The organism is Bacillus cereus group sp. BfR-BA-01310, from assembly GCF_022664325.1.
GTDB classification, from domain to species: domain Bacteria; phylum Bacillota; class Bacilli; order Bacillales; family Bacillaceae_G; genus Bacillus_A; species Bacillus_A paramycoides.
This window is the reverse complement of the sequence record NZ_JAKUHD010000005.1, coordinates 256,674-271,892: the sequence shown is the minus strand read 5'-3', so window position 1 is coordinate 271,892 and position 15,219 is coordinate 256,674. Positions and strand designations below refer to the sequence as shown.

Here is a 15,219-nt window from a genome sequence, read left to right as displayed (position 1 = left end):
AATAGCGTTTTTGTTAAAATTTCACTTCAATATACTTCATTTATGGTATATAATGATATTTGAAAACCAAAACTTTCATTTTAGAAAAGTCCTTACGTTTATGTGAGGGCTTTTTTACAGTCAAAAAAGGATTTTATTTAAATTTTACAAAACCTATCTTTACCAAAATAGGTTCAAAATTACCCATTTAGCATATATAATACTTTTAAACATTTTAAATTTATAATTAGTAATGGAGGCATTAAAATGGGAAGCATCCCAAAATTACCATCACAACAATCATTCCTAAAAAACCAAATTAATACTAACAATCACCAACGAACGAATAAAAAACTAAGACGTCGTCTTTTACTAGCGCTAGCTTTTATGCTACCTATGGTTATTTCCGCCCAAACCTCCCTTTATAAGCAAGAGCAAATGATTAAGGAAAAACAAATTATACTTAATAATGAAAAACAAAAATTATCTTATTTAAAGAACGTTGGACACTATTTTGAAAATGATATTAAAACTTTAACAGAGAGTGAAGAAGGTATTTTACAGTTCGGAAGAAAGTTGTATGGGTTTTCCAAGGCTGATGAAACTATATTTCTAATAGCTAAATAGCTTTTCGATATATAAGCAATTATCATTAATCAATGAGCAATTTAATGATAATCGCTTATTATCAACATCCCATTAAATAACTATTTTGTTAAGATTTTAAGTATCCAATTTCCCTTTTCGAATAATCTTTTTTATATCGCACATACTACCTGCAAGCCGACTTCCCACGGCTTCACTCTTTCAAATCGGAGCTCTCTCCTCCGTGTATTTTAAAAATATGGCGGGTAACTTAGTCAATTACCTGCCGTTTTTACGTATAATCGTAAAATTCCCTGTCCATACTGTTTAGAGAAAACATCTTATGCCATTTAGTGCGACCTCCAGCACATGATATTTGTACGGCCGTTCCTATAAAAGGAACGGTCTTATTTTATCTTCTCGTTTCTCTTTTCTATTCAAATAACGTTTTTGTCAAGATCCATGAATCCATTTATTAGGTGAAAAACTTTTATAGAAGCACCTTTTTGGACAAATTTACCGGATGGATTAACAGAAATTTCGTGTTATTCTTAACATGTTGAATAACCCAATACATTCAACAATGCTCTTGATTGCATACTTAGTATGTAACCATCCATCCAGATACCTTAGCTAATACGTCTCCCTAATCGTTGTAATTGCTAAGGTATCTTTTATCTTTTTAGATGCCCTGTGTGCAGGGCCTTTTTATTTCAGTGATGATGCTCTTTTTCCCATCTAGTTAGCGATGCTTTTAGTCCCAGTTCTTAATAAAATTCAAATTTTGTCTTACTTCACATCAACGCGCTTTTGGCTAGCTTCCCTGCTAAACCCGTCTGGATACCTTTTTGCTAGTTTGGCAACATTCATTTGAGCAATATCTTCTAAGGTATATCCAATTTCATGAGACATGATTGAAATGTAGTACAAGATATCCCCTAACTCTAAAGCGATTTTATGAGTATTTCCTTCTTCTTCTCCTGGACAATGAGCCGGATCAAAACCATGACCATGAAAAATAGCCTTTTTTACAATATCAGCAACCTCACCAGCTTCCCCCGTAGGCCCTAATGCTGCATTTAAAATGTGTCCACCGAAATCGTTATTTGTATTCCATGTACGTAATGTCGCTTCTTGATATTGATCTAATTCACAAATTTGATTGATATTCATTACAGCTTGTCCTCCCTTTGATTTACTGATTAATTTAGTTGCTGCATATACACCGTTTTCCATTGCTTTCATTTTGATTTCCCCTTCCTATTTAGCAAATCCCTAATCCTATCGGACGATTTTCAATCATATACTTATCAGCCTGATCTATTACGAGGAGCGCCACCTCTGCTTGGTGTCTCCTTAACGTTTTTGCCATCTTCGGTAAACTCATACCTTGACTCCACATTTCACGAAAACGTATAACGTCCCTTTCATCCCAAATGAAGTTAGCTTCTTCTAAAGCGATGTATATTTTCAAACGTGATTCCTTCATCGCTTCATGATTTCTTGTTACGCTCATAAGCGAACCTACCTTCTAAAAATATTTATTTTATCTTTTCAGTAAACTTAGTATCCACGCGATCAACTTTACCGTTAACCCAAACTGCAACTTGTTCACCGAATCCGCTCACTGGTGGATTCACCGCTGTAACATTTCCACCCTTAACTATATAGAGCTTATTACTTGTAACATCAATTTCTATCTTTTTCATATATCCATCTCCCTTTTCTCACTTCATGTACTCGACAACATCCGGTTTAAAGCCACTTCCTAAATAAACCCTTACTGGAATTATTTCTTTTTTATCCCTTGCTGCCTTACACAATTCTTCCGCTGTTTCCCAGTTAAAAAGCTTATCTACAGCTCTTTGAGATCTCCAAATTGCCATTACATATTGTTCAAAGATGTCATAACGATCATCTTGTTTAGTTGTGCGCGGTAATTCATCCGTACCCTTTGCATTCTTTGGAACTCGGACACGTACATCAGCATATGTAACGCGTCCAGTTCCTTTCTTCACATTTGCTTTCCTTACATCAAACTCACAAATTGCTGGCTCTACATCGAAAATATTTAACTGCTTAGGCATGTGCCATCCCACTCTTTTCAAGAAAGTCCATTAATTCTGTTGCCCCTTCCTTACTCAAAAACATTCGGCCGCCCAGCAATTCCATGTTTGATTCGGAAACTTCACCAGTTACAAAGCATGACTTTTCCTGTTTTCTTAAAACGATGTTTTCCCCATCAACATGAAAGTCGAGTGCCGTTCCTTCAGCAATCCCCAAAGTTCTGCGTAACTCTACTGGAATTACTACCCGGCCTAACTCGTCCACTTTTCTTGCAACACCTGTGTTTCTCATACCTTACTCCCCTTTAGTATTTTTATATTTGCTTAATATCTCATCCAAACGTTTCTGATTGTCTTCAAGATCATCACTTTGAACTTGCTGTGGTTGTTGTATTGGTTCAAGTTCATCTCGCTGATGTAACCATTCTGGTACAGCTTCCGTTCGTTTGGTATAACCTTTACCAGTACGCTTTTTCCTTTGTTGTTGTCTTCGGAATTCTGCTTGTGCTGCTTCTACATCTTGAATTCTTTTAAAGCCTTGTTGATGCCAATCTTTTAGAATTCCTTTTGTATAAGACCAATTACGTTTATTGTTTTCTAAGGTGATTTTCATTGCTTCAACTACTAACGATTGGTTAAGATCATCTATCCATTGATTAATTTCTTCTCCCATGAATGGAGATATATGTCCGAAATTTTTTATATAAAAATCGATTGCGAGATTTTCTGCTACCGGATTTTTTTCCTCTTGTTGTAATTTTTCTTTTTCTTTTTCTTTTTCTTTTTCTTTTTCTTTTTGTCCACGTAACGGTAACGTATCGCTGTACGTATCGTCAATTCCAGCCATAATACTTATTTTTTTAACTAAAGATTTATTTGTAGTTCTATCTAATACAAGTTTTACTAAAGATAAATCTTTAATTGTCTTTAGTTCTTTTTGAATACAATCTTCGACAGGTTTTCCGCCTTTAATCAGGTTATATTTGCCCCAATTCAGTATGCACAGTTCTCTAGTTTCCTCGTTATAAACTATCAATTCATGATGTTTTGTGAAACGATCTAGTAAAGCTTTAGCGCTTTCTATCGAATATCCTAATTCAAAAGCCATTTGTTTCCTTGTAATTGTATATACACCTATTTGAGTTGTATGTTCATTTGTCATTAGATATAGATAAAAATATCTATCCTCCGGTGTCATTTCTTCTGTTACCTTTGGATCTGACCAGAAAGTTGTTCTGACATGTCTGTATTTAGCCATTAATTTTCCTCCTCGTACAAACAGCCCACATGCTTTTTTTGTAGAAAATAAGCAATATGTTATAATAATGCTGCATTATGTTTTGGCAAACCGTTCTAGGGGTGGGACGGTTTGTTTTATTCTTCAACTAACTCACCTCCTCACAAAGGGTTATATAATGGGCACGTTCAACAACTGATGCATCAATTCCCTGACTCCTTAACCGCTGGATGATTTTAAGAATGTTCTTACGGTCCCTTTCGTGCTTTTCTTTCGCTCGATACAGTGTTGCAAGTTCTCTTCTAGCTAGCCGCGCTTCCTTAATCCATGTACAAAGTGCAATTGGATCCCGTTGTTTTACTGCTTTGATTTGCATTGTTTCGCAATATTGTAAGAACTTAACAAGTACCTCTTTCTTTTTCATGTCCTTTGGCAGAACTGGTGCTGTATTACTCATACCCCTTTCCCCTTTCGTAATTATTCATTTTCTTTCTCCAGCTGTTCAATCTTGTCGATTGTTTGAACAATGAAATCTATCAATGCCAAACCTCCACCAAATACCACGAAAAACACTGCAACCATCGCAAGACTTAATGGACTTTCAACCAATGATGGATTCATTTGAAACCTCCTATATCCATTTGTTTTCTGCTTGTTTTTCCATCCACTCATAAAACTTGTTAGTAAGAATCATCCAACGCTTCCCTTCTCGAAATGCAGGAAATCCGTCTGTTTTAACAATTTCATACATTCGATTTTTACCAACACCCAAAATCTCCATCGCTTCCTCTAAAGTAAGTAACGGCTTTTGATTGACGACTTATGACTGTTGGTTTTGAAGAATTTCTATTAATGGTTGGATTGCTTTTGTCACTGCTTGTTGTATTTGCTCCTCAATACTCATTTGCTCCCCTCATTCCCTTGAATATGTGTTTTTTCACAATCTAAATTTTGTATTAGTTCCAGTAACTCTTGAACCGCGTCTTCTTTCTTATAATTTGGATCATTATCTAATGCGTAGGTAATATCCATTAGTTTCATTTGAAGATGTATAATGCGATACCATTCTTGGAGTTGATTCATAATATTAGCTCTCCTTTCGTAAATCAGTGTTACTTTACAAACTCACTTTCCATCTCTTTTATAACGGATTCCGTTAGTTTATCATCAAAAAAAATAGATATTGGCACATTTAAAGCGCCTGATATTTTCTTTAATCTTTCTACATCTAAACGAACATCTTTGTTTACAATATGTCTATATCCTTGAAGAGATAAGCCAGTTTTATTTGCTATAAAAGTCTTAGTAACCCTTCTTGCCTTTCGAATCTTTTCTACATTTTCTATAACTAATATCTTAAACACCACCTTAAATAACGTTATCCGTTACATTCAATATACTAACGATTTCCGTTATAGTCAATTTCTTTTTTTATTATTTTCTCAAATTCCGTTAGTTATGTATCGAAATCCGTTAATTTTAGTTAAAATTAATGTATTGGTGTGTTACTAACTAACTTATACAGTTATTCATATACAAAGCATAGAGAGGTGAACTATCTTGAAAAATGGAATTGGAGAAAGAATTCGTGAGGGAAGAAAACGAATAAATAAGACTCAAAAAGAATTAGCTATTCACATGAAAGTATCACCTCAAGTAATTTCCAACTGGGAAAGAGAGTACACATATCCTGACCCTGATGACATAGTTGTTTTATCAAACATTTTAGGTTGTTCAACACATTTTATAATTACTGGTGAGGAAGAAACGATACCCACTTCTTCAACAAATGAAAAGCACTATGATTCCCTTAAAGAAATTTCTAGGCATGTTAAACAACTTGGTATAAACGACATGGGATTCTTTGATATAGAAAAATGGAAAAACCTCTCTCCAGAGGATGTGGAAATGATTAAACGTCATTTTGATATGGTTGTAGAATTAGCGGAAAAACGTAGTAAATAAGAAATATAAATGGAAATTTTAAAGAATTTTATACTAATCAATAAAAGCCCACTTCACGGGCTTTTATTTTTACAGTAAAATAAGAACAAACGTTCCTATTTTTTTAGCAATGAGGTGAAATTCATGGATTGGTCTTATCACACTACCCTATTAGAAGATTGGATAACTACATTTTATCAACAGCTTGGGATTTTAAAACCAAATGACTTATGTATTGAAAAAATCGCTCAACTCTGTAATATCATACTTTTAAAAGATGACATTGACTCATACTACATAGCAAATAATTATTTAAAAATGATTGTCATTGATTCACGCTTATCTAAAGAAAAACAAAAGGAAGTATTTTTCCATGAACTATGCCATATCCTGCGCCACACTGGCATACAAGGGATTATGCCTAATGCTTTTCGCGAATTGCAAGAATGGGATGCGGTACGTTTTACCAAATATGCAGCTATCCCCTTTCATATGCTAAAATATATTAATCCTGCAAAGGATACTATGGTCGCTGATATGTCTGAAGTGTTTCAAGTTACTCCTGAATTATGTAAGCAGCGTCTTACACAAATTCAAAGGAAAATACAAATCAAGGAGTGTTTAACATGAAAGGACATATTCGAAAAAGAGGTTCCAAGTGGGCAATAATAATAGACATTGGCCCTAATCCTGAAACGGGAAAAAGGCGCCAAAAATGGTTTTCTGGATATAAAACGAAAAAAGAAGCACAAGCCGACATGGCTAAAAGAATCGTAGAAATAGAAGAAGGCTCATATATTGAGCCCACAAAAATGAGAGTACGTGAGTTTTTCCTTCAATACCTTGAAGCAAGAAAGATAAACCTTCGAGAAACCACGTACTACAACTATCGAAAACATATTAACAATCATATTATACCAAAACTCGGAAACATTCCAATGCAAAAATTAAAAGGTGTAGATCTTGAAAAGTTCTATAGTGATTTATCTGAATCTATGAAGCCTGTTACAGTTCGAAGTATTCACCAAATCATTCGTACCGCGCTTGCTTATGCTTTGAGACACGAAATTGTGAAAAAGAATGTAGCTGATGTAGTAAGCCCTCCTAAAGGTGAAGAAAAAACTGTAAATACATGGTCAGAAGAACATGTACTCTGCTTTTTAGACAATGCAAAAGATAGCAGGTACTATGTTGCATACCTATTAGCTATCACTTGCGGCATGCGTAAAGGGGAAATCTTAGGGCTACAATGGAAGGATATTGATTTTGAGAGAAGCACTTTATCTGTTAATCGTTCCCTCTCTCATATCACCAAAGAATTTCATGAACCTAAAACATCTACAGGAAAGAGATTAATTGTTCTACCTGAAATTAGCCTACAGGCACTTCGGGAACATCTTCAGAAAATATATGAAGAAAAAGAACAGTATGGCGATGGGTATAATAATTATGATTTGGTCTGCCCTACTTATAATGGTAACCCTTGTAATTTCAGAAGTTTGACACAGCTCTGGAAAAAGCTTATAAAGAAAAGTGGGGTTCCTGATATTCGGTTCCACGATCTGAGACATACCCATGCAACATTAATGTTGAAACAAGGTATTCATCCGAAGATTGTTAGTGAACGATTAGGACATAAAAGAGTAGGCATCACATTAGACACCTACTCACATGTTGTACCAGGCCTACAAGAAAAAGCAGTCGAGGATTTTGCAAACAATCTATTTCAAAAACACTAATGTTTGCAAAATGTTTGCAATTACGGATTTTGCATAAAAATACTAGCTTATCCGTGTGACAATGGAAGGAGTCAAAAACATGAGAGAAATCAAGTCTGACAAGGAATTCAAAGACATCATCGCAAGCGAGGAGCCAGTAGTTGTTAAGTTCTTTACTACATGGTGCCCGGATTGCGTGCGTATGGATAACTTTATCGGAGATGTAATGGAAGAGTTCAATAAATTTGAATGGTATTCTATTAATAAAGATGAGTTACCAAGTATTGCTGAAGAGTATCAAGTAATGGGTATTCCAAGCTTACTTGTATACCAAAATGGCGAAAAGCTAGGTCACTTACATAGTGCAAATGCAAAAACTGAAGAGCAAGTTACTGAGTTTTTAGAAGCTTACTAAGAAACGAAAAAACCTCTGGATAATTTTTCAGAGGTTTTTTATTTGTTTTCACAATGTTCTTTCGTATTTTTCATGCAAATGAACATATATTAATGCTTTTCTCCTCTTCTACTTCAAGAAATCATTTCTTATATATTCTTCCTCCGGGGCATTACAAACCATCATTTTGAGAAAAATATATACGAATCATTATTGGCACCACTCCTTCCTTATGCCCTATTCATCATTAATTGTTTAACAACTTTCCACTTTGTACTTTTCAACATATTTTTCCTTAGCGAAACTTTGTTATCCCCTACTTAAAAAGCTATAAAACGTTAACAATGTTTGTATAGACCCACACGACTTTCATTTGATACTCTATTTATAGAAAGAAATTCCTTGTAGGAAGGTGAGTGATTAAAATGGATTCTCTTTCTCATAAAGAAGCTGATAAAGGTGCTATTGTCAGCATTATGGCATACATATGTTTATCCTCTATGAAAATCATCATCAGTTATATTACCCTCTCTAGCGCATTACGTGCTGACGGTTTGAATAACTTAACGGATATCGGTGCTTCTTTAGCTATATTAATCGGTCTAAAAATTTCTCGTAAGCCTCGTGATCCAGATCATCCATATGGGCATTCTCGTGCAGAACAAATCGCATCACTTGTTGCTTCTTTTATTATGGCAACAGTCGGATTAGAAGTTGTCATTAGTGCCATTCAATCGTTTTTCAATCCGAAACAAGCAGCACCTAATGTACTTGCTGCATGGGCTGCTTTATTTTCTGCTGTCGTTATGTACGGCGTATATAAGTATACGAAAAAGATTGCAATTCAAACAAAGAGTAAGTCGTTAGAAGCCGCTGCAAAAGATAATTTATCCGATGCACTCGTAAGTATTGGTACAGTAGTAGGTATAGTCGGATCACAGTTCAAAATGCCTATTTTAGACCCCATTGCTGCTTTAATTGTTGGTCTTATTATTTGTAAGACTGCATGGGAAATTTTCGTAGAAGCTTCCCATATGCTAACGGATGGCATTGATCCTGATAAAATGGATGAATATGCTGATGCTGTAGGGCATATTTCAGGTGTAGAACATATTGTAGATATTCGCGCTCGTATGTATGGGAATCAAACGTATGTAGATATTACAATTGAGGTAGATGCTCAAATGGATGTTAGCGAAAGCCATTGCATTACTGAAAATATTGAAGATATGCTTCGAAAAAAATTCGAAATTTACCATGCTCACATTCATGTGGAGCCCATGCAAAAAGAACCTATTATGACATAGGTTCTTTTTTAATGAACGCCTTATGAAATATAACACATAAAACGAGCCAGCTACCGCCCGCTGCCCACCCTGCTAGTATGTCAGATGGATAGTGAACACCAAGGTAAATTCGGCTAACTGAAATAGATAATACAACAAAGCTTGCTATAAAAATAATCAACAACTTTTTATGCAATGAAATACGATCTTCTGTAATTGTGACGTATGCAATAAATCCTAAAAAGGCAGTAGCATTCATCGTATGACCGCTCGGAAAGCTATATCCAGTTGCTGTAACAAGCTGTGACACATCCGGTCTTGCTCGTTCGTACCATAATTTGAGCATACTGTTCAAATAACGAGATCCGTAATAATTAATTGTTAGAAGCAACGCACTTAATATTTTTTTTCTAACAAGAAAATACATTACGAGTATAATGAGTAACGGGAAATATATTCTTTTTGAACCGATAAAGGACACCCAAGTAAAATAGGCTGTCAAATAATCGTTTCGAAAACTTTGAATAAAGTGTGCGACTACATTATCAAATTTTTCAATACAAGCGGTATGATACGAAAGTGATAGTGCGACAAAACAAATGAGTAGTGTACAACTTAACAAGTATAAATGTCGATATCGTTTCACATACATAACCTCACTATGCAAAAAAATGGAGCGGTTGTTTTAGTTTTCCTCACCATTTCTTTTTTATGCATAGTTTATTAAAAAATATAATTGTTAATTTTTTGCTGCATCGTCGGAATATCTTCGCTTGTTACTGTAAAGCGAATAACCTTCTCATCAAGATCTAGCGCTTCTGCGAATAAACCAGCTAGTCCACGTGATTTTCTATCTACTTCCATAATAATTTCTAATCGGTTGTGAGCACGTGGCAAAATTAATAATTCTAATTCATCTAATTTTCCATAATGCTCACCTGAGACTGGAATAAACTCAAACTCTTGCGCAAATGGAACTTGATTACGTAAACGATACGGCAATTCTTCACATTCTATATGACGCGCTTTAAAACCTAATTGATTTACACTATCTAAAACACTATTTAATAGTACATTTGGCAGCACCTGAATGTAATCACGGTCACTAGGATCAATACTTCTTTTAATATCAAGACCCGTATGAACCCAAACCGTTTTCATACCAAGTGTAAGTGGTGCTTCAATTGGCATTGGAAACGAGAATGGAATTTCTATTTTTTCATTTGGTTCTACAGAAAATGGATCTGTTAAACGAACTCGCTCTAAATCATATGTTGTCGTCACTTTTTTATCATCCACTTCTCGTACATACGATGTCGATAACGTTAAGTAAATGCTTTCAATTTGTTGGCTAACTGATCCTCCAGTTATATGAACCTTCCCTACAATCTCTTCTCCAACTATATGTTCATCTTTTTCAAGAACAGTATCTACTTTTGCATTACCAATACCAACGCTTGCTAAAAACTTTTGAAACATGGGGTCTCCATCCTTTCTAAAGCGTAAGCTACATCTTTTTTCAAATCTTGTACATTCTCATAATACGGCGTTTTTATTTGTAACATTCGCATAAGTATTTCACGATTATATTCTTCCAACACTAACTCTTCAAACCATGGTTTTTCATGTTTTGCAGTAGATTCATAATCAGCATACAATAAAAATAACGCGAAATGACCGAGCGCATAAAAATCGCTACGAAACTGAACTTCTCGCATCAAAGCTTGTTCACCTTCATAAATGGTAGCTCGCTCATCACCTTCACCTTTAAATTTAGCCAATCCAAAATCAATAATACTAATTTGATTTTCTTTCATTAATATATTCGGAATGCGTAAATCTCGGTGAATAATACCTTTACTATGAAAATACGAAACAATCCCTAATATTTCATATAAAATTTCAAAAACTTCACGTTCTTTGTATACATGACCCTCTAGGAAAATATAATCTTCAAAATTCTTACCTGGCATATACTCCATCACAAAAAAGTTCTTTTTCTCCCATATGAAATGATCATGTAGACTAGGAATTGTCGCATGATTTAATGTTTGTAAAATCAATTTCTCTTGTTCAAATGATTTTCTACCAGACTCATATCTTTGTTTACTTTGTCTCAATTGTTTTAAGACTTTATTTCTATTTATTTGCAAATCATTAACGACGTATGTAACCCCATAGCTACCCATTCCAATTACTGATTCAATGTTATAACGCTCTGCAACAATTGTATTTTTTCGCAGTGGTCTATCAAATAAAGCTAGTACACGACGCCATTTCATCAGCTACTTGAAAAGAAGCTACGGCTTTTGCGTTTTCTTTTATAATGATGGTGCCCATAACCAGACGAACGTCGTTTATAGTCGCTACTTGAATAAGAGCGCCCTCCATGGCGATAATCACTACTCGAATACGAACGATATTTTTTCTTTCCTAATATAGAATCAACAATTTTTTTGAACATCCCTTCACCTCTTGAATAAAATTTTTTTTAATTATACCAATAATTCTTATCTATATTTGTGACAAGTTTGTAAAGAGTAAAAAACGACGAGTTGAGCCCGCCGTTACTTTCAATCTTCCTCTTCATCAAATACTTCATCAATCATGCATTTCTCTAATAAATACTCAAATGTAATATCTGCCAGGTCCTCGATTTCTTCTCTTTTTGGAACGTATCCTCTTTCAATTAGTTGCTCATAAAAAAACTCCGCAATCTCTTCCGTATCAATTACGACTTCAATTTCCTTCATGAGCATCACTCCTTTATTTCTGTTTTATGAAAAAATCTCAAAATTATGTATATGAGATTAGAAAAATAGTTTTTCTTTTTTATAGGTCATATCATGTGGACGAGGTGCATACGATGTTAGTACAAGCTATTCAAAGGGGGAAATAATAATGGAATACCAATATGAAGTAGAGCAAACAAAAGAAGAGTTCATGCATGAAGATAAATGGGCAGACTCTCTTATTAAATGGCTTTTTATTTTTTTAATAGTTGTAGGCATACCTTACACTGCATATGTTGTTGTTCAATTTATTCTCTCTTTCTAGTTAACTATTTTTTCTCTGTCAATTTAACTAAATAATTATGAACAACATCCATTACAATTTTATATTCTTCATCTTTAAATGTATCGAATAATAATTGATAATCATTATAAATATCTAATAACCCATCAATAATTTCTTGACGATTCGTCTTAACACTCACTTTTTTCGAATTGTTAATCGATTTCAATTTTCCTAAATCTAATTTATTCATACCAGCTTTATCTTGTTTCATTTTCTTCAAAATTGCATTTGCCGTTTGAGCATTGGCAAGTAATGTTAAATCTGACTCATCAGCCTCTAACCATTCACCATCAGTAATTCGTGACAATTCATATATTGTATCTTCCCATGCATCATTTTTATATCTCCAGACTTCTGTACGAAAACCAACAATACGAAAAACATCTTTATCATATCCAGTTACTTGCACGAGATCACCAAACGTAAAGTTATAATTTAATTCAATCCACTCTGTGTCGCCCTTTTTCATTTCTTGCTCCGTCACATGCTGCAGAGTTTGCTCTACATAAAATCCATCATGATTATTTACTTCGTATACATAAACACCATCTAAAATCTTCATATTTGTAATTTTCCCAACGGTCCCATATAGCGTAATCACGACTATGTCCCCTACGTTATATTTAGGTTGTTTTTTTCTTGCCATCTATATCTCTCCTTTTTTTGACGTCGTGATTTTGATAACAGTATATGCAACCTACATAAAAACGCTTATCACAGAAGCTTATATTCGGAAATTTTTTCGATAAAAAATATAAACAAGTAGAATTTGTATTTAACTCAAAAAAGCTAGTATTTATACTAGCTTTCATTAATCATTTATGTCCTAACAAAAAGACGTATTATAAATAAAAAAACATAAAGAATACTTCACTTCCTAAAAGTAATGTATTCCTTATGTTTTCATTTACATAACACTTCAATATCGTTATCTCTCTTGTATGTATAAATCCCATGCTTCATCAAATATAGACATACTTTCTAGCATTCCACTTAACTCTAAGTATGAACTAATTTCATCATAGTCTTCAGATTGCTTCGGAAAACTTAAATCATCATACATCGCCTCTGCTAAATCTGATATTTCATTTCTAAATAAAGCTGCACGGTGCTTCATCATATAATGGTAAAATGTCTTTTTCAAAAATATTCCCTACCTTTCTAACTTGGGTACATTATACAAGGCAAAAAAGAAAAAAACCAGCATAAAAGCTGGTTAAAAGTCGAAATAATTCCTTTTTAATAATCGTGGCCTTCCCATCAACTCTTCATATGTTAGTTGTTTTGGCAAGTCTTTCGTATAAATTAAAAATAACTGATCTTCAATTTCTTTTACAGTATGGTCTGATTGATAGTCCATACCACATGAGGAACAAGAAATACATGGTGTCTCTTGGATTTCAATGGCTTTCGTACCATCTGGTAATTCCCAATATACAGTATTCAAGCTTTCTTTCGCTTCTGTACTGTCACACCACATACAATTCATACTGCATCACCCTCGGTTTTTTTGTCGTTTTCTTCTAATTTAGCCATTTGCGATTGATACTTTTTATCTTTTAGTTGGTCACGCTTATCACGTTTATCTTTTAAAGATGCATGAGTTTCATTATCTTCATAATCTTTACGACGATTCATACGCTGTAAGTCATCTGGAACAAGGTTAAATTTCTTATCGCTCATTAGACCTGCAATACCAACGTCAGAACGTTTCTCTTCATAAGTCGGATAAATTTCTTTAAAGTAGCCTTCTGCTCTTCCTGGAATATAATTTTCTGGCTCTGGATACGTCGTAATAACACCTTCAAAGTTACGAAGAACAACTTTATCCGCACTTTGTGAAATTAAATAGTTTGGCTGTAACGCAATTTTTCCGCCTCCGCCAGGTGCATCAACCACGAATGTTGGTACCGCATAACCAGATGTATGTCCACGTAAGCCTTCAATAATTTCAAGACCTTTAGAAACTGGAGCACGGAAATGACCGATACCTTCTGATAAATCACATTGATAAATGTAATATGGACGAACACGAATTTTTACTAAATCATGCATAAGTTTTTTCATAATTGGAACGCTGTCATTAATTCCAGCTAAGATTACCGCTTGGTTTCCAATTGGAACACCTGCATTTGCAAGCATTTCACATGCTTTTTTCGATTCTTCTGTAATTTCAATTGAAGTATTGAAGTGTGTATTTAACCATACTGGATGGTATTTTTTAATAATATTACATAAGTTCTCTGTAATACGCTGCGGGAATACAACCGGTGCTCTCGTTCCGATACGAATAATTTCCACATGTGGAATCTCTCGTAAATTTTTTAATACATATTCTAAAATTTTATCGTTAATTAGAAGACCGTCACCACCAGAGATTAATACATCTCGTACTTGTGGTGTTTCACGAATATAACCAATCGCATCATCTAATTGTTTCTTCGGTACACCCATTCCAATTTGTCCACTAAAGCGACGGCGTGTACAGTAACGACAATACATAGAACATTGATTTGTTACTAAGAATAAAACGCGGTCTGGATAACGATGCGTTAATCCTGGAACTGGTGAATCTTCATCTTCATGAAGAGGATCTTCTAAATCATATTTTGTTTTATATAACTCTTCCGAAATCGGTACTGATTGCATCCGAATCGGACAGCGTGGGTCATCAGGATTCATTAGCCAAGCATAGTACGGTGTAATGTTTAACGGGATCGTTTTCGTTGAAATTTTAACACCTTCTTCTTCTTCAGGTGTTAAATTAATCACTTTCTTTAAGTCATCTAAAGTTTTGATCGTATTCGTTAATTGCCAAACCCAATCATTCCATTGCTCTTCTGTAACATCTTTCCATAATTCGATATCCTTCCAGTGACGATTTGGTTTGTATACATCATGTAACATTGCTATTCCCCCTTTTTATACGCTC

The 15,219-nt window shown here is 34.4% G+C and carries 26 protein-coding genes and 1 pseudogene; 7 read left to right on the top strand and 20 right to left on the bottom strand.

The window, feature by feature from the left end:
* The first annotated feature begins 246 nt into the window (after positions 1-246).
* On the top strand, positions 247-606 hold the full coding sequence (locus MR109_RS13930; protein WP_025148789.1) for a hypothetical protein: 360 nt from the start codon (positions 247-249) through the stop codon (positions 604-606).
* Positions 607-1,353: 747 nt separating this feature from the next.
* Here the strand turns inward: MR109_RS13930 and MR109_RS13925 are convergent.
* From MR109_RS13925 to MR109_RS13875, 11 genes and pseudogenes are all read right to left on the bottom strand, one after another.
* A complete protein-coding gene (locus tag MR109_RS13925; RefSeq protein WP_242272472.1) occupies positions 1,354-1,809 on the bottom strand; it encodes a nucleoside triphosphate pyrophosphohydrolase family protein in 456 nt (151 codons plus the stop codon).
* A gap of 19 nt (positions 1,810-1,828) precedes the next feature.
* A complete protein-coding gene (locus MR109_RS13920; protein WP_098306793.1) occupies positions 1,829-2,080 on the bottom strand; it encodes a helix-turn-helix domain containing protein in 252 nt (83 codons plus the stop codon).
* 25 nt (positions 2,081-2,105) lie between these two features.
* Positions 2,106-2,273 carry a DUF3954 domain-containing protein gene (locus MR109_RS13915; RefSeq protein WP_242272471.1) on the bottom strand — a complete coding sequence of 56 codons (168 nt, stop codon included), beginning with the start codon at positions 2,271-2,273 and terminating at the stop codon, positions 2,106-2,108.
* 18 nt (positions 2,274-2,291) lie between these two features.
* Entirely contained in the window at positions 2,292-2,651 is a 360-nt protein-coding gene (locus MR109_RS13910) for a cell division protein SepF (RefSeq protein WP_212090785.1), read from the bottom strand.
* Positions 2,644-2,922: an AbrB/MazE/SpoVT family DNA-binding domain-containing protein gene (locus MR109_RS13905; RefSeq protein ID WP_242272469.1), complete on the bottom strand. Its 279-nt coding sequence runs from the start codon at positions 2,920-2,922 to the stop codon at positions 2,644-2,646. Before MR109_RS13905 ends, MR109_RS13910 begins: the two co-directional genes overlap by 8 nt.
* Before the next feature lie 3 nt (positions 2,923-2,925).
* Positions 2,926-3,888 (bottom strand): DnaD domain-containing protein, encoded by a 963-nt coding sequence (locus MR109_RS13900; protein ID WP_242272466.1) that lies wholly within the window; start codon positions 3,886-3,888, stop codon positions 2,926-2,928.
* 127 nt (positions 3,889-4,015) lie between these two features.
* Positions 4,016-4,324 (bottom strand): hypothetical protein, encoded by a 309-nt coding sequence (locus tag MR109_RS13895; protein ID WP_098306801.1) that lies wholly within the window; start codon positions 4,322-4,324, stop codon positions 4,016-4,018.
* Between the two features lie 20 nt (positions 4,325-4,344).
* A complete protein-coding gene (locus MR109_RS13890; protein ID WP_179885166.1) occupies positions 4,345-4,488 on the bottom strand; it encodes a hypothetical protein in 144 nt (47 codons plus the stop codon).
* A gap of 10 nt (positions 4,489-4,498) precedes the next feature.
* A pseudogene (locus MR109_RS13885) lies at positions 4,499-4,657 on the bottom strand (helix-turn-helix domain-containing protein); the annotation flags it as partial.
* Between the two features lie 110 nt (positions 4,658-4,767).
* Entirely contained in the window at positions 4,768-4,950 is a 183-nt protein-coding gene (locus MR109_RS13880; RefSeq protein ID WP_242272463.1) for a hypothetical protein, read from the bottom strand.
* Positions 4,951-4,979: 29 nt separating this feature from the next.
* A complete protein-coding gene (locus MR109_RS13875; RefSeq protein ID WP_242272460.1) occupies positions 4,980-5,231 on the bottom strand; it encodes a helix-turn-helix domain-containing protein in 252 nt (83 codons plus the stop codon).
* A gap of 196 nt (positions 5,232-5,427) precedes the next feature.
* Here MR109_RS13875 and MR109_RS13870 point away from each other — a divergent pair, with 196 nt between their 5' ends.
* From MR109_RS13870 to MR109_RS13850, 5 genes are all read left to right on the top strand, one after another.
* A complete protein-coding gene (locus MR109_RS13870) occupies positions 5,428-5,832 on the top strand; it encodes a helix-turn-helix domain-containing protein (RefSeq protein ID WP_098306807.1) in 405 nt (134 codons plus the stop codon).
* Between the two features lie 123 nt (positions 5,833-5,955).
* Positions 5,956-6,441, top strand: a complete 486-nt coding sequence (locus tag MR109_RS13865) for an ImmA/IrrE family metallo-endopeptidase (protein WP_242272458.1) — start codon at positions 5,956-5,958, stop codon at positions 6,439-6,441.
* Entirely contained in the window at positions 6,438-7,550 is a 1,113-nt protein-coding gene (locus MR109_RS13860) for a site-specific integrase (protein WP_242272454.1), read from the top strand. Before MR109_RS13865 ends, MR109_RS13860 begins: the two co-directional genes overlap by 4 nt.
* Before the next feature lie 79 nt (positions 7,551-7,629).
* Positions 7,630-7,944 carry a thioredoxin family protein gene (locus MR109_RS13855; RefSeq protein WP_025150916.1) on the top strand — a complete coding sequence of 105 codons (315 nt, stop codon included), beginning with the start codon at positions 7,630-7,632 and terminating at the stop codon, positions 7,942-7,944.
* A gap of 404 nt (positions 7,945-8,348) precedes the next feature.
* Positions 8,349-9,230 carry a cation diffusion facilitator family transporter gene (locus tag MR109_RS13850; protein WP_071719917.1) on the top strand — a complete coding sequence of 294 codons (882 nt, stop codon included), beginning with the start codon at positions 8,349-8,351 and terminating at the stop codon, positions 9,228-9,230.
* Here the strand turns inward: MR109_RS13850 and MR109_RS13845 are convergent.
* From MR109_RS13845 to MR109_RS13825, 5 genes are all read right to left on the bottom strand, one after another.
* Positions 9,220-9,855: a phosphatase PAP2 family protein gene (locus MR109_RS13845; RefSeq protein ID WP_071719918.1), complete on the bottom strand. Its 636-nt coding sequence runs from the start codon at positions 9,853-9,855 to the stop codon at positions 9,220-9,222. The genes MR109_RS13850 and MR109_RS13845 overlap by 11 nt on opposite strands.
* A 77-nt stretch (positions 9,856-9,932) precedes the next feature.
* Positions 9,933-10,688, bottom strand: coding sequence for a sporulation protein (locus MR109_RS13840; RefSeq protein ID WP_098306815.1), 756 nt, complete (start codon positions 10,686-10,688; stop codon positions 9,933-9,935).
* Complete coding sequence (locus MR109_RS13835) at positions 10,670-11,491, bottom strand: serine/threonine protein kinase (RefSeq protein ID WP_242272451.1); 822 nt, start codon at positions 11,489-11,491, stop codon at positions 10,670-10,672. The genes MR109_RS13840 and MR109_RS13835 overlap by 19 nt, the downstream gene beginning before the upstream one ends.
* Positions 11,491-11,673, bottom strand: a complete 183-nt coding sequence (locus tag MR109_RS13830) for a hypothetical protein (RefSeq protein WP_071719921.1) — start codon at positions 11,671-11,673, stop codon at positions 11,491-11,493. Before MR109_RS13830 ends, MR109_RS13835 begins: the two co-directional genes overlap by 1 nt.
* 109 nt (positions 11,674-11,782) lie before the next feature.
* A complete protein-coding gene (locus MR109_RS13825) occupies positions 11,783-11,962 on the bottom strand; it encodes a YozD family protein (RefSeq protein ID WP_000658452.1) in 180 nt (59 codons plus the stop codon).
* Between the two features lie 148 nt (positions 11,963-12,110).
* On the opposite strand from MR109_RS13825, the gene MR109_RS13820 reads away from it, so the two are divergent.
* A complete protein-coding gene (locus MR109_RS13820; protein ID WP_002171818.1) occupies positions 12,111-12,266 on the top strand; it encodes a DUF3930 family protein in 156 nt (51 codons plus the stop codon).
* 4 nt (positions 12,267-12,270) lie between these two features.
* Here the strand turns inward: MR109_RS13820 and MR109_RS13815 are convergent, their stop codons facing one another.
* From MR109_RS13815 to kamA, 4 genes are all read right to left on the bottom strand, one after another.
* Positions 12,271-12,933: a hypothetical protein gene (locus MR109_RS13815; protein WP_002171817.1), complete on the bottom strand. Its 663-nt coding sequence runs from the start codon at positions 12,931-12,933 to the stop codon at positions 12,271-12,273.
* A gap of 282 nt (positions 12,934-13,215) precedes the next feature.
* Positions 13,216-13,431, bottom strand: a complete 216-nt coding sequence (locus MR109_RS13810; protein ID WP_002171816.1) for a YozE family protein — start codon at positions 13,429-13,431, stop codon at positions 13,216-13,218.
* Between the two features lie 72 nt (positions 13,432-13,503).
* Complete coding sequence (locus MR109_RS13805) at positions 13,504-13,776, bottom strand: YokU family protein (protein WP_000995763.1); 273 nt, start codon at positions 13,774-13,776, stop codon at positions 13,504-13,506.
* A complete protein-coding gene (gene kamA, locus MR109_RS13800) occupies positions 13,773-15,194 on the bottom strand; it encodes a lysine 2,3-aminomutase (RefSeq protein ID WP_071719922.1) in 1,422 nt (473 codons plus the stop codon). The genes MR109_RS13805 and kamA overlap by 4 nt, the downstream gene beginning before the upstream one ends.
* Positions 15,195-15,219 lie beyond the last annotated feature (25 nt).

What these genes read in the sequence shown, in the direction of transcription:
- MR109_RS13855 (WP_025150916.1), top strand. Translation starts at nt 7,630, where the DNA reads ATGAGAGAAATCAAGTCTGACAAGGAATTCAAAGACATCATCGCAAGC.
- MR109_RS13900 (WP_242272466.1), bottom strand. Translation starts at nt 3,888, where the DNA reads ATGGCTAAATACAGACATGTCAGAACAACTTTCTGGTCAGATCCAAAG.
- MR109_RS13865 (WP_242272458.1), top strand. Translation starts at nt 5,956, where the DNA reads ATGGATTGGTCTTATCACACTACCCTATTAGAAGATTGGATAACTACA.
- MR109_RS13835 (WP_242272451.1), bottom strand. Translation starts at nt 11,491, where the DNA reads ATGAAATGGCGTCGTGTACTAGCTTTATTTGATAGACCACTGCGAAAA.
- MR109_RS13920 (WP_098306793.1), bottom strand. Translation starts at nt 2,080, where the DNA reads ATGAGCGTAACAAGAAATCATGAAGCGATGAAGGAATCACGTTTGAAA.
- MR109_RS13880 (WP_242272463.1), bottom strand. Translation starts at nt 4,950, where the DNA reads ATGAATCAACTCCAAGAATGGTATCGCATTATACATCTTCAAATGAAA.
- MR109_RS13850 (WP_071719917.1), top strand. Translation starts at nt 8,349, where the DNA reads ATGGATTCTCTTTCTCATAAAGAAGCTGATAAAGGTGCTATTGTCAGC.
- MR109_RS13905 (WP_242272469.1), bottom strand. Translation starts at nt 2,922, where the DNA reads ATGAGAAACACAGGTGTTGCAAGAAAAGTGGACGAGTTAGGCCGGGTA.
- MR109_RS13915 (WP_242272471.1), bottom strand. Translation starts at nt 2,273, where the DNA reads ATGAAAAAGATAGAAATTGATGTTACAAGTAATAAGCTCTATATAGTT.
- MR109_RS13825 (WP_000658452.1), bottom strand. Translation starts at nt 11,962, where the DNA reads ATGAAGGAAATTGAAGTCGTAATTGATACGGAAGAGATTGCGGAGTTT.
- MR109_RS13930 (WP_025148789.1), top strand. Translation starts at nt 247, where the DNA reads ATGGGAAGCATCCCAAAATTACCATCACAACAATCATTCCTAAAAAAC.
- MR109_RS13925 (WP_242272472.1), bottom strand. Translation starts at nt 1,809, where the DNA reads ATGAAAGCAATGGAAAACGGTGTATATGCAGCAACTAAATTAATCAGT.
- MR109_RS13830 (WP_071719921.1), bottom strand. Translation starts at nt 11,673, where the DNA reads ATGTTCAAAAAAATTGTTGATTCTATATTAGGAAAGAAAAAATATCGT.
- MR109_RS13820 (WP_002171818.1), top strand. Translation starts at nt 12,111, where the DNA reads ATGGAATACCAATATGAAGTAGAGCAAACAAAAGAAGAGTTCATGCAT.
- MR109_RS13840 (WP_098306815.1), bottom strand. Translation starts at nt 10,688, where the DNA reads ATGTTTCAAAAGTTTTTAGCAAGCGTTGGTATTGGTAATGCAAAAGTA.
- MR109_RS13910 (WP_212090785.1), bottom strand. Translation starts at nt 2,651, where the DNA reads ATGCCTAAGCAGTTAAATATTTTCGATGTAGAGCCAGCAATTTGTGAG.
- kamA (WP_071719922.1), bottom strand. Translation starts at nt 15,194, where the DNA reads ATGTTACATGATGTATACAAACCAAATCGTCACTGGAAGGATATCGAA.
- MR109_RS13895 (WP_098306801.1), bottom strand. Translation starts at nt 4,324, where the DNA reads ATGAGTAATACAGCACCAGTTCTGCCAAAGGACATGAAAAAGAAAGAG.
- MR109_RS13815 (WP_002171817.1), bottom strand. Translation starts at nt 12,933, where the DNA reads ATGGCAAGAAAAAAACAACCTAAATATAACGTAGGGGACATAGTCGTG.
- MR109_RS13860 (WP_242272454.1), top strand. Translation starts at nt 6,438, where the DNA reads ATGAAAGGACATATTCGAAAAAGAGGTTCCAAGTGGGCAATAATAATA.
- MR109_RS13805 (WP_000995763.1), bottom strand. Translation starts at nt 13,776, where the DNA reads ATGAATTGTATGTGGTGTGACAGTACAGAAGCGAAAGAAAGCTTGAAT.
- MR109_RS13890 (WP_179885166.1), bottom strand. Translation starts at nt 4,488, where the DNA reads ATGAATCCATCATTGGTTGAAAGTCCATTAAGTCTTGCGATGGTTGCA.